General features: G+C 46.0%; 18 protein-coding genes and 1 other annotated feature. All 18 genes read left to right on the top strand.

The genetic code is table 11. The features are described from left to right. Positions 1 to 14 precede the first annotated feature (14 nt). Positions 15 to 698, top strand: coding sequence for a 2-C-methyl-D-erythritol 4-phosphate cytidylyltransferase (ispD, locus tag PO771_RS18755; RefSeq protein WP_272561132.1), 684 nt, complete (start codon positions 15 to 17; stop codon positions 696 to 698). Next, the gene (ispF, locus tag PO771_RS18750; protein ID WP_272561131.1) at positions 695 to 1,177 is read left to right on the top strand and encodes a 2-C-methyl-D-erythritol 2,4-cyclodiphosphate synthase; all 483 of its coding nucleotides are present in this window, start codon (positions 695 to 697) and stop codon (positions 1,175 to 1,177) included. The genes ispD and ispF overlap by 4 nt, the downstream gene beginning before the upstream one ends. A 36-nt stretch (positions 1,178 to 1,213) precedes the next feature. Then, positions 1,214 to 2,692, top strand: a complete 1,479-nt coding sequence (gltX, locus tag PO771_RS18745) for a glutamate--tRNA ligase (RefSeq protein ID WP_272561130.1) — start codon at positions 1,214 to 1,216, stop codon at positions 2,690 to 2,692. A gap of 302 nt (positions 2,693 to 2,994) precedes the next feature. Then, positions 2,995 to 3,654, top strand: a complete 660-nt coding sequence (cysE, locus tag PO771_RS18740; protein WP_272561129.1) for a serine O-acetyltransferase — start codon at positions 2,995 to 2,997, stop codon at positions 3,652 to 3,654. Next, a complete protein-coding gene (cysS, locus tag PO771_RS18735) occupies positions 3,644 to 5,053 on the top strand; it encodes a cysteine--tRNA ligase (RefSeq protein ID WP_272561128.1) in 1,410 nt (469 codons plus the stop codon). Before cysE ends, cysS begins: the two co-directional genes overlap by 11 nt. A gap of 11 nt (positions 5,054 to 5,064) precedes the next feature. Beyond that, positions 5,065 to 5,466, top strand: a complete 402-nt coding sequence (locus PO771_RS18730; protein WP_272561127.1) for a Mini-ribonuclease 3 — start codon at positions 5,065 to 5,067, stop codon at positions 5,464 to 5,466. A gap of 16 nt (positions 5,467 to 5,482) precedes the next feature. After that, positions 5,483 to 6,226, top strand: coding sequence for a 23S rRNA (guanosine(2251)-2'-O)-methyltransferase RlmB (rlmB, locus tag PO771_RS18725; RefSeq protein ID WP_272561126.1), 744 nt, complete (start codon positions 5,483 to 5,485; stop codon positions 6,224 to 6,226). A 12-nt stretch (positions 6,227 to 6,238) separates the two neighbouring features. Continuing rightward, positions 6,239 to 6,751, top strand: a complete 513-nt coding sequence (locus tag PO771_RS18720) for an NYN domain-containing protein (RefSeq protein WP_272561125.1) — start codon at positions 6,239 to 6,241, stop codon at positions 6,749 to 6,751. A 69-nt stretch (positions 6,752 to 6,820) separates the two neighbouring features. Beyond that, on the top strand, positions 6,821 to 7,468 hold the full coding sequence (sigH, locus tag PO771_RS18715) for an RNA polymerase sporulation sigma factor SigH (RefSeq protein WP_096463211.1): 648 nt from the start codon (positions 6,821 to 6,823) through the stop codon (positions 7,466 to 7,468). A gap of 120 nt (positions 7,469 to 7,588) precedes the next feature. After that, positions 7,589 to 9,574, top strand: coding sequence for a methyl-accepting chemotaxis protein (locus tag PO771_RS18710; RefSeq protein WP_272561122.1), 1,986 nt, complete (start codon positions 7,589 to 7,591; stop codon positions 9,572 to 9,574). A gap of 123 nt (positions 9,575 to 9,697) precedes the next feature. Further along, positions 9,698 to 9,847: a 50S ribosomal protein L33 gene (rpmG, locus tag PO771_RS18705; protein WP_272561121.1), complete on the top strand. Its 150-nt coding sequence runs from the start codon at positions 9,698 to 9,700 to the stop codon at positions 9,845 to 9,847. 35 nt (positions 9,848 to 9,882) lie between these two features. Then, a complete protein-coding gene (secE, locus tag PO771_RS18700; RefSeq protein WP_272561120.1) occupies positions 9,883 to 10,092 on the top strand; it encodes a preprotein translocase subunit SecE in 210 nt (69 codons plus the stop codon). Positions 10,093 to 10,131: 39 nt separating this feature from the next. Further along, positions 10,132 to 10,665, top strand: a complete 534-nt coding sequence (gene nusG / locus PO771_RS18695) for a transcription termination/antitermination protein NusG (RefSeq protein ID WP_096463208.1) — start codon at positions 10,132 to 10,134, stop codon at positions 10,663 to 10,665. Positions 10,666 to 10,692: 27 nt separating this feature from the next. Next, the gene (gene rplK, locus PO771_RS18690) at positions 10,693 to 11,118 is read left to right on the top strand and encodes a 50S ribosomal protein L11 (protein ID WP_272561118.1); all 426 of its coding nucleotides are present in this window, start codon (positions 10,693 to 10,695) and stop codon (positions 11,116 to 11,118) included. 124 nt (positions 11,119 to 11,242) lie between these two features. Beyond that, on the top strand, positions 11,243 to 11,947 hold the full coding sequence (rplA, locus tag PO771_RS18685) for a 50S ribosomal protein L1 (protein WP_272561116.1): 705 nt from the start codon (positions 11,243 to 11,245) through the stop codon (positions 11,945 to 11,947). A gap of 45 nt (positions 11,948 to 11,992) precedes the next feature. Then, positions 11,993 to 12,130 (top strand) — a sequence feature (ribosomal protein L10 leader region). 26 nt (positions 12,131 to 12,156) lie between these two features. Beyond that, complete coding sequence (gene rplJ, locus PO771_RS18680) at positions 12,157 to 12,654, top strand: 50S ribosomal protein L10 (RefSeq protein ID WP_272561114.1); 498 nt, start codon at positions 12,157 to 12,159, stop codon at positions 12,652 to 12,654. A 28-nt stretch (positions 12,655 to 12,682) separates the two neighbouring features. Beyond that, a complete protein-coding gene (gene rplL / locus PO771_RS18675) occupies positions 12,683 to 13,042 on the top strand; it encodes a 50S ribosomal protein L7/L12 (RefSeq protein WP_272561113.1) in 360 nt (119 codons plus the stop codon). Positions 13,043 to 13,119: 77 nt separating this feature from the next. Continuing rightward, a complete protein-coding gene (locus PO771_RS18670) occupies positions 13,120 to 13,719 on the top strand; it encodes a class I SAM-dependent methyltransferase (protein WP_272561111.1) in 600 nt (199 codons plus the stop codon). Positions 13,720 to 13,873: the final 154 nt, after the last annotated feature.

The raw sequence follows: 13,873 nt of genomic DNA, 5'->3' as shown, positions 1-13,873 counted from the left end.
AAAGAGTGAGACATATGGTAGGTGTAGTGATTGCAGCAGCCGGACAGGGCAAGCGTATGGGTGGGACCATTAAGAAGCAGTTTATTGAGCTAGCCGGGAAACCGGTTTTGCTTCATACGCTTGACTTGTTTACATCCCGTGCGGATATCGCGGATATTGTAGTTGTCACATCAGCCGAAGATGTAGCTCAAACTCGTGAGATGCTTGTCGCGTATCCGGGTGTGCGTGTTGTAGCTGGTGGAGCAGAGCGTCAGCACAGTGTGTATGAAGGATTGTGTGCGCTGCGGGCATGTGAATATGTGCTTATTCATGATGGTGCTCGCCCGTTTGTATCACAGGCAGCACTTGATGCGGTCATACAGGCTGTGCGTAAACGCGGCCCAGCTATCCTTGCGGTGCCTGTGAAAGATACGATTAAGCGTGCAGACGAAGCGGGGCAGGTGGTAGATACACCACCGAGAAAAAGCTTGTGGGCCGTTCAAACCCCGCAAGCTTTTCTTCTTTCCACGATTCTTACTGCCCATGAAAGAGCACGTGGGGAAGGATTTATCGGAACAGACGATGCTTCGTTAGTCGAACGAGTAGGACAGGCTGTGTATGTAGTAGAAGGAGAGTATACAAATATTAAATTAACGACACCGGAAGATCTGATTATGGGAGAAGCGATTTTGCGGCAGAGGAAGGAGAAAGAGTCATGATTCGAATCGGTCAGGGGTTTGATGTACACCAGTTGGTGGAAGGGCGGAAGCTGATTATTGGCGGAGTAGAGATTCCGTATGAAAAAGGACTGCTTGGCCATTCCGACGCGGATGTGTTACTGCATACGATTGCAGATGCAGTGCTAGGAGCGCTGGGGCTTGGGGATATCGGCAAACATTTCCCAGATACAGATGAAGCATTTAAGGGTGCGGACAGTCAGGTACTGCTGCGCCATGTATGGAAACTTGCCCGGGAGCGTGGTTATACGCTCGGAAATGTCGATGCAACGATCATGGCACAGAAGCCAAAAATGGCACCGTACATTGAAGAGATGTGCCTTGTCATTGCAAATTGTCTGGAAGCCGACGTCGCACAAGTTAACGTAAAGGCGACCACAACAGAAAAGCTTGGTTTTACAGGACGAGGCGAAGGTATTGCCTCAATGGCGGTTGTCTTGCTCCAAAGAGAAGGCGTATAATAGAGGGGTTAAAATTCGGAAGGATGGTGTCAAGTCATGTCGAAAAAAGTCCGGGTGCGTTTTGCGCCAAGCCCGACAGGACATTTACATATCGGCGGCGCTCGTTCAGCGCTGTTTAATTATTTATTCGCTCGTCATCATGGCGGGGATTTTATTGTGCGTATCGAGGATACAGACCGGAAGCGTAATGTAGAGAGTGCAGAAGAGAAGCTGATCGAAAGCTTGCGTTGGTTCGGTACGGAGTGGGATGAAGGCATCGATAAAGATGGCGGTGTAGGACCGTACCGTTGTATGGATCGCCTGGACATTTATACGAAATATTTGAACCAGCTTGTGGAAGAAGGCAAAGCGTATCCTTGCTACTGTAATGAGGACGAGCTTACGGCAGAGCGTGAAGCGATGGTCGAAAAAGGGGAAACTCCGCATTACAGCGGCAAATGTCGCCATCTTACACCGGAACAGATCGAAGCGTATAAAGCGGAAGGTCGCCCATCTTCGATTCGTTTTCATGTGCCGGCTGATCATGAGTATGTGGTACGTGACCGGATTCGCGGTGTTGTAACATTTGATTCGAACGGTATGGGTGACTTTGTCATCGCTCGCCCGGATGGAATCCCAACATACAACTTTGCGGTTGCAGTAGACGATCATCTGATGGGGATTACGCATGTAATTCGTGGTGAGGAACACCTGTCTAATACGCCGCGTCAGTTGGCTGTATATGAAGCATTTGGATTTGAAACGCCGGAATTTGCGCATGTAGCGCTTATTCTTAACCCGAATCATAAGAAGATGAGCAAGCGTGACGAATCCATCATCCAATTCATGGAGCAATATCGTCACTTGGGCTATTTGCCAGAAGCGTTAATGAACTTCCTTGTTCTTCTTGGTTGGTCGCCGGAAGGGGAAGAAGAGATTTTCACGAAAGAGCAGATGATTGAGCAATTTTCACTGGAGCGTGTTTCCAAGTCACCGTCTGTATTTGATATTCATAAATTAAATTGGATGAACAATCATTACATTAAACAGACACCGACTTCCCGCATGGTGGAGCTCTGTATTCCGCATATGCAGCAAGCGGGCCAACTTCCAGAAGAGATTACCGCAGAACAGCGTGAATGGGTAGAACGTCTGGTTGCTCTTCATCAAGAGAAACTCAACTATGCGGCTGAGATTGTAGAATATGCAGCTCTTTTCTTCACAGAGGAAGTTTCTTATAATGAGGAAGCGAAAGAAGTATTATCAGGTGAGCAAGTACTTGATGTTATGAACGCTTTCCTGAATGAAATCATGGCAGCAGAAGACTATTCTGCAGATGCTGTGAAAGCGGCATTGAAGGCTGTTCAGAAAACAACAGGGCAGAAAGGCAAAAACCTGTTTATGCCAGTTCGAGTTGCAACGACAGGCTTGATGCACGGTTCTGATTTGAATGAATCGTTATACCTGCTCGGTCGCGATAAAGTAGCGGCACGCGTACGTAATCTGACTGAAAACTATGATTCCATCACAAACTAAACATATAGGCGTTGAACGGAAGAAGTATGGGACACGCGGATAACACCAGAGAGGGCTGCCGACATCTGTATGATGCTGTGCTGGAAGCAGCCTGCTGTCCGCTCCAGAAATGCCTCCGTGAGCCAGTCTCCTGAACGACTCTGTATAGCAAGAGATAAGTAGGGAGACTCGTTAACCTACGTTACGGGTGTAGAGTGTTTGATCGTAAGATCGAACGAAGCAGAGTGGAACCGCGATACGAACGCCTCTGTAGCTGTAATGGCTATGGAGGCGTTTTTGTATTCACGTAAAGGAGTGACAACATGTTTAAAAGACTGCGTGAAGATATAGCTGTCGTAATGGAGCGTGATCCGGCTGCGCGAAGCAAGATGGAAGTCGTATTGACTTACTCTGGTCTGCATGCGATCTGGTTTCATCGGATCAGCCACCGCTTGTGGAAACGTGATTTTCCGACGCTGGCACGGATGGTGTCGCAGCTAGGTCGCTGGCTTACTGGAATCGAGATCCATCCGGGTGCGCGGATTGGTAAGGGGCTGTTTATTGACCACGGTATGGGCGTGGTAATCGGTGAAACGTGTGAGATTGGAGATAATGTTACCTTGTATCAAGGTGTGACACTTGGCGGAACAGGTAAAGAAAAAGGAAAGCGTCACCCGACGATCGGAAATAATGTATTGATTGCTAGCGGTGCAAAAGTGCTTGGTTCGATGAAGATTGGGGATAACTCCAAGATTGGAGCCGGCTCTGTTGTGCTAAAAGAAGTCCCACCCAATTCGACCGTTGTTGGTGTGCCAGGGCACGTTATTATCCAGGATGGCATAAAAGTACAGCAACAGGCCTTCGATCATACGAATATGCCGGACCCTGTTGAAGAGCTTCTACAGTCTATGCAGAATGAAATTGAGCAACTACGTAAGGAAGTAAACCAGTTAAAGGAGCGTACAACGATTCATGAGCATTAAAATCTACAATACGCTTACGCGTAAGAAAGAAGAGTTCATTCCGCTTGAGCCGGGCAAAGTAAAAATGTATGTATGTGGGCCGACTGTCTATAACTTTATTCATATCGGCAATGCCCGTCCACCGATTGTATTCGATGTGGTACGTCGCTATTTTGCATATCGGGGCTATGATGTAACATACGTGCAAAACTTTACAGATGTAGATGACAAAATCATTAAAAAAGCAGAAGAGACTGGCATGACTGTAGAGGAAGTAGCTGAGACATTTATCGCGGCATTTAAGGAAGATGTTCGTGCACTTTCGATTCAGGAAGCGACCATTCATCCGAAGGTAACGGAGCATATCCCAGAGATTATCGAATTTGTACAGGGGCTACTTGATAAGGGGCATGCGTATGTAGCTGGTGGTGACGTGTATTTCCGCACGGCTTCGTTTGCTGAATACGGCAAACTGTCGCAACAGAACATTGAAGATTTACAGGCAGGTGCCCGCATTGAAGTGAATGAGAAGAAAGAAAGCCCACTTGATTTTGTGCTCTGGAAAGGGGCAAAACCGGGTGAAATCTATTGGGAAAGCCCATGGGGAAATGGGCGCCCAGGTTGGCATATCGAATGCTCGGCTATGTCGAAGAAGTACCTTGGTGACACGTTTGACATTCACGGCGGTGGACATGATCTTACATTCCCGCACCATGAGAATGAAATCGCGCAATCAGAATGCCTGACTGGCCACGTGATGGCACGTTACTGGATGCATAACGGCTTTATTAATATTGAGAATGAAAAAATGTCGAAATCGCTTGGCAACTTTATTCTGGTCAAAGACATTCGCGAGCAGTACCCAGCACGTGTTGTACGCTTCTTCTTGCTTAGTGCACATTACCGCAATCCGGTTAACTTCAGCAAAGACTTGATTCAGCAGGCGACTAACAGCCTTGAGCGTATTGATACAGCTGTTCGAAACTTGAAACACCGCATGGATTCAGCGGTGATAGGTGATCTTGATGCGGCGGAGCAGGAGAAGATAGAAGTATTTCGTCGTCGTTTTGTAGAAGAGATGGATAACGACTTCAACACAGCAGATGCCATTACCGTGCTATTTGATATGGTACGAGAGGGGAATCGCTTGATTGCCTCTGAAGAGGTCGCAAAAGCTGCGCTTGAAGCGTATCTTGCATTATTTGCTGAATTTGGTGATGTGCTTGGTCTTGTCTTCGGAGAGTCGGAAGCAGCAGTGGAAGGTCCATCCGATGAGGAGATTGACGCACTTATTGCAGAGCGTGGACAGGCGCGCAAAGATCGCAACTTTGCGCGCGCCGATGAAATTCGTAACCAGTTACAGGAATTAGGAATTGTGCTAGAAGACACGCCGCAGGGTGTGCGCTGGCACAGAAAGTAGTGGCGGCTGATATGAAACACGATGATTTAACACGAGATCCAAAACAGCTAAATGCACTTGCCTTAGCGTATATGGGAGATGCTGTGCTGGAAGTGCGTGTACGACAGCGTCTGATTGCAGCAGGAGAGGTGAAGCCGAACCTGCTGCAGCGCTCCGCTGTTCGCTATGTATCAGCTCGGGCACAGGCGAAGATCGTTCACGGAATCTGGGACAAGCTTACGGAATCAGAACAGGCGGTGCTGAAGCGGGGACGCAATGCCAAGTCCGCTACGGTTCCCAAGAATGCCGATCTTACGGAATATCGGCTAAGTACAGGATTTGAAGCGTTAATTGGCTATTTGTATCTGTTGGAGCAGCATGAGCGTTTGGATGAGATTTTGGATGAAGCTATGATTTGTATTGAATCGAATTGAGCGAAGGGAGTTTGTTATGAGCGAATATATTGTGGGAAAAAACCCGGTAATCGAGGCGCTCCGTTCTGGACGCTCTATTAATAAGATCTGGATTGCGGAAGGTTCGCAAAAAGGGGTTAGTGGACAAGTTATGGCACTAGCCAAAGAGGCGGGTGTTACGGTTCAGGTCGTTCCGCGCAAAAAGCTGGATCAAGCTGCGGAAGGAGAGAGTCATCAAGGGGTGCTTGCTTATATTGCTGCGTATGATTATGTGGAACTTGATGAGATTCTGGCACGTGCCGAACAAAAAGGTGAGCCACCATTCCTCGTTATCCTCGATGAGATTGAAGACCCGCATAATTTGGGCTCGATACTCCGTACGGCAGATGCGACCGGTGTACATGGAGTCATTATTCCAAAACGGCGCTCGGCTGGATTGACATCAACCGTAGCCAAATCATCTGCTGGTGCAATTGAGTATGTGCCAGTAGCACGTGTCACAAATCTAGCGCGTACAATTGATGATCTAAAAGAACGTAACATCTGGGTAATGGGTACAGATGCTTCTGGCAAAGAGGAGTTCCGAGAAGCGCGTCTTGATATGGGAATTGCACTCGTCATCGGTAGTGAAGGTAAAGGGATGAGCCGCCTGATTCGGGAAAAGTGTGATTTTACGGTGAATTTGCCGATGGTAGGGAATGTCACATCGCTGAATGCATCGGTTGCGGGGGCGCTTCTCATGTATGAAGTGTACCGCCAGCGCCATCCGCTGTCCAAGTAGGGATGAAGAGCCATGGAGGAAATCCTAATTGTTGATGGGTATAACGTCATTGGTGACTGGAAGCGGCTGAAAGAAAAAAAGAAAATCAGTCTCGAAGAAGCACGGGATGACCTTCTGGGTTGGTTGGCTGATTATCAGGGATTTACCGGGACAAAGGTAATTGTTGTATTTGATGCCCATAATGTGAAAGGAATGGGAAAAAAGCTTACCGAATACCGTCTCGACATCCGCTACACGAAAGAGAAAGAAACGGCTGACGAGTGCATTGAAAGGCTCGTATTTGAGCTCTCGCACCGTCAGCGCCAAATTTATGTCGCTACATCTGATTATACCGAGCAGAGGGTTACATTCGGCTATGGTGCGCTGCGCAAATCAGCGCGTGAACTGTGGAATGACGTGAAGCGGCTAAAGCAGGAAATTAGCGTAAAAGTAGAAGAAACCCGCCAACAGCCAAAGGGAAGAGGGCTTACGCTTGATGACAAAATTAAAGAACAATTCGAAAAATGGCGGCGTGGTGACGTGTGAATTGATTGACGGTGTAAGGTGACATAATATATAATTGCTTTATCTGATGCATATTGGCAGGTCGGAGGGATGATGTTGAGCGTTGCAGACCATACCCGTTATGACACACTGTACGACGAAGAAGTCGTTGAACTTGTTCGTGTGGGCGACAGTGATGCACTCGAGTATTTGATCAACAAATATAAGAACTTTGTCCGAGCCAAAGCCAGATCGTACTTCTTGATCGGGGCGGATCGGGAAGACATCGTACAGGAGGGGATGATTGGCCTGTACAAATCGATACGTGATTTTAAAGGGGACAAGCTGGCCTCTTTTAAAGCGTTTGCCGAGCTCTGCATTACACGCCAGATTATTACGGCGATTAAGACAGCAACCCGGCAGAAGCATATTCCACTGAACTCATACGTTTCTTTAGATAAGCCGATTTACGATGAAGACTCCGATCGTACCTTGCTCGATATTATCTGTGGGACAAGAGTAACAGATCCAGAGGAGTTAATTATTAATCAAGAAGAATACGATGATATTGAAGATAAAATGAGCGAGATTCTGAGTGATCTTGAACAGCAGGTACTTTTATTGTATCTAGATGGCAGGTCGTATCAGGAGATTGCCGTTGATTTGCGACGTCATGTTAAGTCGATTGACAATGCGCTTCAGCGTGTAAAACGCAAATTGGAGAAATATTTAGAAGTGCGAGAAGTTTCGCAAGTATAGATTCACGGATAAACAGGAAGCAGGGATGCTCCCTGTTTTTTTGTTTGCTTAACAATTCTGAAAAAAACATGGTATAATAGCAATACTTTATTTGCAAGAAGAACAGGAGTGAGTCTGCTTATGGGTGCAAAAAGTCTTAAAACTAAGTTGCTTCTTGTCATTATACCGCTTGTTATTCTTGCTCTTGCTGGTGTGGCCTGGATCAACCATAACAAAGCAAAAGAGTTTTTGGAAAGCAACTTTCAGGATCGTGCTTTTATCCAGTTAGATCGGTTAAACATTAAGATTAAAGAATGGCTCAACCAAGAGCAGGATCGGATTTCTAACATATCGACAAGTTACGATATCCGCAGTGGAGATATTCAGAAACAGATGCCGTTCCTAAAGAATAAGCTAGCTGAGTATGCTGAGTACGAAATGATGTTTGTTGCAGACAAAAAAGGAAACGCTTTCACAACCAGTGGACAGAAAGTGAACGTAAGTGACCGCCCATACTTTAAAAAGATTATAAGTGGGGAGTCCGGTGCAATTTCTGACCCGTTGATCTCAAAGGCAAGTGGTAAACTTGTCATTGTAGTTGCGAGTCCGATTCACGATGCGAATAATCAACTGGTCGGCATGCTAGCAGCCACAGTTCCGATCACAGTATTAAGTGATATCGTTTCATCTGAGAAGATTGGAAAAACCGGCTATGCCTATATGATTCGCGAAGATAGTACGATCATCGCCTATCCTACAAAAGAAGAAATTTTAAAGCTGAACCTTTATAAATTAAACATTCCGGCATTAACAGAAGGTATTAATGAAGCGAAGGCTGGTAACAATGTCTACAAGCAATATGTGTACAAAGGCGTTGATAAATATGCATTTTTCTCGCGCATCCCGCTTACCGGATGGGTAGTAGCGATCACTGCGCCTGTTGCAGAAGCATCGAGTCAGCTTACTTACTTAGCTAAACTTTCTTTCGTAACGGCAAGTGTGGTTCTGCTGTTCGTTATTGTAGTGCTTATTGCGTTTGCTACGAGATTTGTGCGTCCAATCCGTCATCTCACGGAATTGACTGGGCAGATTGCGGAAGGGGACTTAACGGTTCAGACTCGTAATCGCAGCCAAGACGAAGTTGGTATATTAAGTGAGAATTTTAATCAAATGGTAGATAGTATACGGATGCTTTTGTCTGAAATTGGAGAAGCATCACACAAAATGCGTCATTCTTCCGACATGCTAACGATTGCTAGTCAGGAAACGACACATTCAGCTGAGCAGGTGGCAGTCACCATTAACGACCTGGCAGAAGGAGCTGGTGATATTGCAGCTTCTGTTCAATCAGCTCATCACGAAGTTGCCATTATGAATGAGAACTTACATTGCGTATCGAAGTATGCAGGTGAGATGAACCATACGTTCAATGAAACCGCCCATTTAACGGAATCCGGGGAGCAGGCGGTACAGGCAGCTGTGGAAAAAATGAAAGAAATTCAAGGGATGATTGATCATGCTTCTAAGGTTGTTCAGAAACTTGGGCAACGTTCCGAGGATATTGGGGAGATCGTCAGCCTCATTACGAGCATTGCATCTCAAACGAATTTGCTCGCCCTCAATGCGAGCATTGAAGCGGCGCGAGCTGGAGAGGCCGGCAAAGGATTTGCTGTCGTAGCGGATGAGGTACGTAAGTTGGCAGAGGAAACGGATAAAGCGGCAGGGAGTATTTCACGCATTGTAGAAGAGAACAAGCGAGAGACCCATGAAGCTATTGATTCGATTACACAGGGACATCGGGTCATTGCGGAAGGAAGCGATATGGTGCAGCATACTGGCGATTCATTTGCCGAGATTCATGCTCGCATGCGTATGCTTGCTGAGAAAGGTGCATCCATTACTTCCTCTATTAAAATAGCGGAGGACAATGCTAATAAGGTTGTTAGCGACATGGAGCATATCTCCGGGATTACGGAAGAAGCTTCCGCAGGTTCGCAAGAGGTGGCTGCTGTCAGCGAGCAGCAGGCAGCTTCTGCTCAAAGATTGGCAAGCGATGCAGCGTTAATGACAGAGCTCTCAGACCAGTTAGAACACCTGATTTCTCGTTTCAAGACCGGGAAGCAGTAGAAGGAACATTTTGTTTGACACTAAATTTTGCTTGTGATAAAGTAGTCTAGGTAGTCGTGCGTCAACACGGCAGAATAACTGAACGTCTGTTAACAGGACGAATTATGTGGGAGGTGTAACATCATGCGGGTAACTGTAACGTTAGCGTGCACCGAGTGCAAACAACGCAACTATACCACAACGAAAAACAAACGTAAGCAAACGGATCGCATCGAGATGAAGAAACACTGCAAATTCTGCAATGACCATGTTCTTCATCGGGAAACTCGCTAGATTTTTTTCGGGAGTCCATTTATTGGAGGTGCGTTATGGGTTTTGTAGATAAACTCAAACGCGGACCGGTCTTCCTCAAAGAAGTCTGGACCGAATTAAAAAGAGTCACTTGGCCGACCCGTAAAGAGTTGTTTACGTATACGTCAGTTGTCCTTGTGACAGTAGTGCTCATCGCGATCTTCTTCGCAGTGATTGATTTAGGTATTTCTCAATTATTAGGATTAATTCTAAAGGTTGGGAAATAATCATTAGGGGGGTTACGGACACCTGTTTGTCCTCGAATCATGGAAAAACGCTGGTACGTTGTTCATACTTATTCAGGTTATGAGAATAAAGTTAAGACAAACCTTGAGAAGCGAGTCGAATCAATGGGGATGGAAGACAAGATCTTCCGTGTCATGATTCCGACAGAAGAGGAAACCGAGCTTCGCGATGGCAAGAAGAAGGTCGTAACGAAGAAGGTGTTCCCGGGTTACGTTCTCGTGGAAATGGCCATGACGGATGATTCCTGGTACGTGGTGCGGAATACACCGGGTGTGACCGGGTTTGTAGGTTCCGCAGGCGCAGGTTCAAAGCCGACTCCTTTACTGCCTGAAGAGGTTACATCGATTATGAAGCAGATGGGCATGGAAGAATCCGTGCATCGTGTGGACTTTGAGCTAAAAGAAACGGTTCGAGTGAAAGAAGGACCGTTTGCCAATATGGTTGGTTCCATTGAAGAGATTCAAATGGACAAGCGCAAAGTGAAAGTGTTGGTTGATATGTTTGGACGCGAAACGCCAGTTGAGTTAGATTTTACTCAGGTGGCTAAGTTATAGAGCTATCGTTTTTAGGAGGTGTGTTCCATGGCGAAGAAAGTCATTAAAATGGTAAAACTGCAAATTCCTGCAGGTAAAGCAAATCCGGCACCGCCGGTAGGTCCAGCACTCGGTCAAGCGGGTGTTAACATCATGGGTTTCTGTAAAGAATTCAACGCTCGTACACAGGAACAAGCGGGTCTGATTATCCCGGTTGAAATCACAGTGTTCGAAGACCGTTCATTCACATTCATTACAAAAACTCCACCAGCAGCTGTTCTGCTTAAAAAAGTAGCAGGCATCGAATCTGGTTCTGCTGTACCGAACAAAACAAAAGTTGCTACAGTTAAACGTGACAAAGTTCGCGAAATCGCTGAGCAAAAAATGGAAGACCTGAACGCTGCAAGCGTAGAAGCAGCTATGCGTATGGTTGAAGGTACTGCACGCAGCATGGGTATCGTAGTCGAAGACTAATCTTCGATGAATTGAACTTGTTTCTACCGAGGGGTTGTGTACAGACGGAGATTACTCCGGTGCGCGCAACCCTGTTTCGTGGGAGGCACAACCGTTAAAACCACAGTATTAGGAGGAAAGAAAAGTGGCTAAAAAAGGTAAAAATTACTTAGAAGCTGCAAAGCTGTTTGATCGTACAGCTGCTTACGATATGAACGAAGCGCTTGAGATCGTGAAAAAAGCTTCGAAAGCAAAATTCGATGAAACTGTAGAAGTTGCATTCCGTCTGGGCGTAGACCCACGCAAAAATGACCAACAAATTCGTGGAGCAGTTGTTCTGCCACACGGTACTGGTAAAACACAACGCGTTCTCGTTTTCGCAAAAGGTGAGAAAGCGAAAGAAGCGGAAGCTGCTGGTGCAGATTTCGTTGGTGACGATGAACTGGTAACAAAAATCCAACAAGGTTGGTTTGAGTTCGATGTAGTCGTTGCAACACCAGACATGATGGGTACTGTTGGTAAACTGGGTCGCGTACTCGGACCAAAAGGCCTCATGCCGAACCCGAAAACAGGTACGGTTACTTTCGAAGTTGAAAAAGCCGTAAAAGAAATCAAAGCAGGTAAAATCGAATACCGTACAGATAAAGCGGGTAACATCCACGCTCCAATCGGTAAAGTTTCTTTCGATTCTGTAAAACTCGAAGAAAACCTGCGTGCTCTTGTTGATGCACTGGTAAAAGCAAAACCAGCCGCTGCTAAAGGCACATACATGAAAAATATTACTGTCAGCTCTACAATGGGTCCTGGCGTAAAAGTCAACACACTTAAACTGACTGCTCCAGCAAACTAATTGCTTGACATTAAGTTGAGAAGTTGATAAAATAGCATTTGTTGATAAATGAATATGCCATTACCGTAGACAGAAGGTGTCTTCTTCGGAAGACTTAATATCCTTCCGAGGTGCTGATACGATATACGTTTTGAATGTATTCTGAAGCCTTCGCATGTCTGCGTGGGCTTTTTTCATTATAAAAGTCTCATGCTACAGGAGGTGCAAACATGTCCGTACGTGAAGAGAAAGTACAAGTTGTTAGTGAAATCGTTGAGAAATTTCAAAACAGCAAAAGCACGGTTGTTACTGACTACCGTGGTCTGAACGTTGCACAAGTTACGCAACTGCGTAAACTTTGCCGCGAAGCTGGTGTTGAGTTCAAAGTATACAAAAATACTATGACTCGCCGCGCGACTGCTGAAACTGGTCTGTCTGATCTTGATTCAATTCTGACAGGTCCTACAGCGATCGCATTCAGCATGGAAGACGAAATGGCTGCTATGAAAATTATCGCAGATTTCGCGAAAACAAACGAAGCACTGGAAATCAAAGGTGGCGTTATGGAAGGCAAAGTCCTGACTGACGCTGAAGTTAAAGCAATGGCAAGCCTGCCGAACCGCGAAGGCCTGCTCTCTATGCTTCTTAGTGTTCTCCAGGCTCCAATGCGTAACTTCGCTCTTGCTGTTAAAGCAGTATCTGAACAAAAAGAAGGCCAACAGGCTTAACTCAATTATCTGTTAGGAGGAACAAACGATGACTAAAGAACAAATCATTGAAGCGATTAAAGAAATGTCCGTTCTCGATCTGAACGATCTCGTTAAAGCAATTGAAGAAGAATTCGGCGTAACAGCTGCAGCTCCAGTTGCAGTTGTAGGCGGCGGCGCTGCTGCTGAAGCTGAACAAACAGAATTCACAGTTGTACTTGCTAATGCAGGTGCTTCTAAAATCAACGTTATCAAAGTTGTTCGCGAAATCACAGGTCTTGGCCTGAAAGAAGCGAAAGCTATGGTTGACGGCGCTCCAGCTAACGTTAAAGAAGGCGTTGCTAAAGACGAAGCTGAGCAAATTAAAGCTAAGCTTGAAGAAGCTGGCGCAACTGTTGAAGTTAAGTAGGTTTTATACCTTCTGTATAAAACGCCCGGCGATTACCGCCGGGCGTTTTGTTACTATCCAGAAAGGGTGAAGCACAGGTGGAGCATTACTATACGAATCAACCCGGAGCCGACAGTCGAGAACAGACATTTACGTTTACGCTACGCGGTCGGGATTTTCGGTTTATAACAGATCGGGGTGTTTTCTCCAAAAATCGGATTGATTTTGGGAGTGTACTGTTGATCAAAACGATGGGAATCGCAGATGGCATGGACGTTCTTGATGTAGGCTGCGGGTATGGTCCGATGGGAATGTCCGCTGCCACTCTTACTCCAAATGGTCAAGTGCTTATGGTTGATATTAATGAGCGTGCTGTCGCGCTGGCCAATCGCAATCTAAAGTTAAATGGTGTTACGAATGCCCGGGCTGTAGTGAGTGATCGCCTTGCTTCTATACCAGAGAACCAGATGTTTGATGTCATTTTGACAAATCCGCCGATTCGTGCGGGTAAGCAGGTGGTACATGGGATTTTTGAAGAAGCTTGTGCTCATCTAAAACAAGGTGGCTCTCTTTGGGTAGTGATTCAGAAGAAGCAAGGAGCGCCATCGGCATTTGCCAGGTTGCAGGAATTGTATGGAGACGTAGAAGAAGTAGAACGGAAAAAAGGGTATTCCATCTTCCGGGCACAGAAGTTATAAGTTGACATTGCTTTTCCATTGTGTTATCGTTATTTAATGCCACGAATCTTGTGAGCGTTAGATAGGAATTGCATAAAAAGTCAACCCCTTTTTCGGAATTCTAAGGCAGGTTGCTCCGAACTGTGTATGCTCTTGTAAGTCTAAGGTTATACTA

The sequence above is a fragment of the Aneurinibacillus uraniidurans genome, from assembly GCF_028471905.1.
GTDB lineage: Bacteria > Bacillota > Bacilli > Aneurinibacillales > Aneurinibacillaceae > Aneurinibacillus > Aneurinibacillus uraniidurans.
This window is presented reverse-complemented; position numbering and strand designations above follow the sequence as displayed.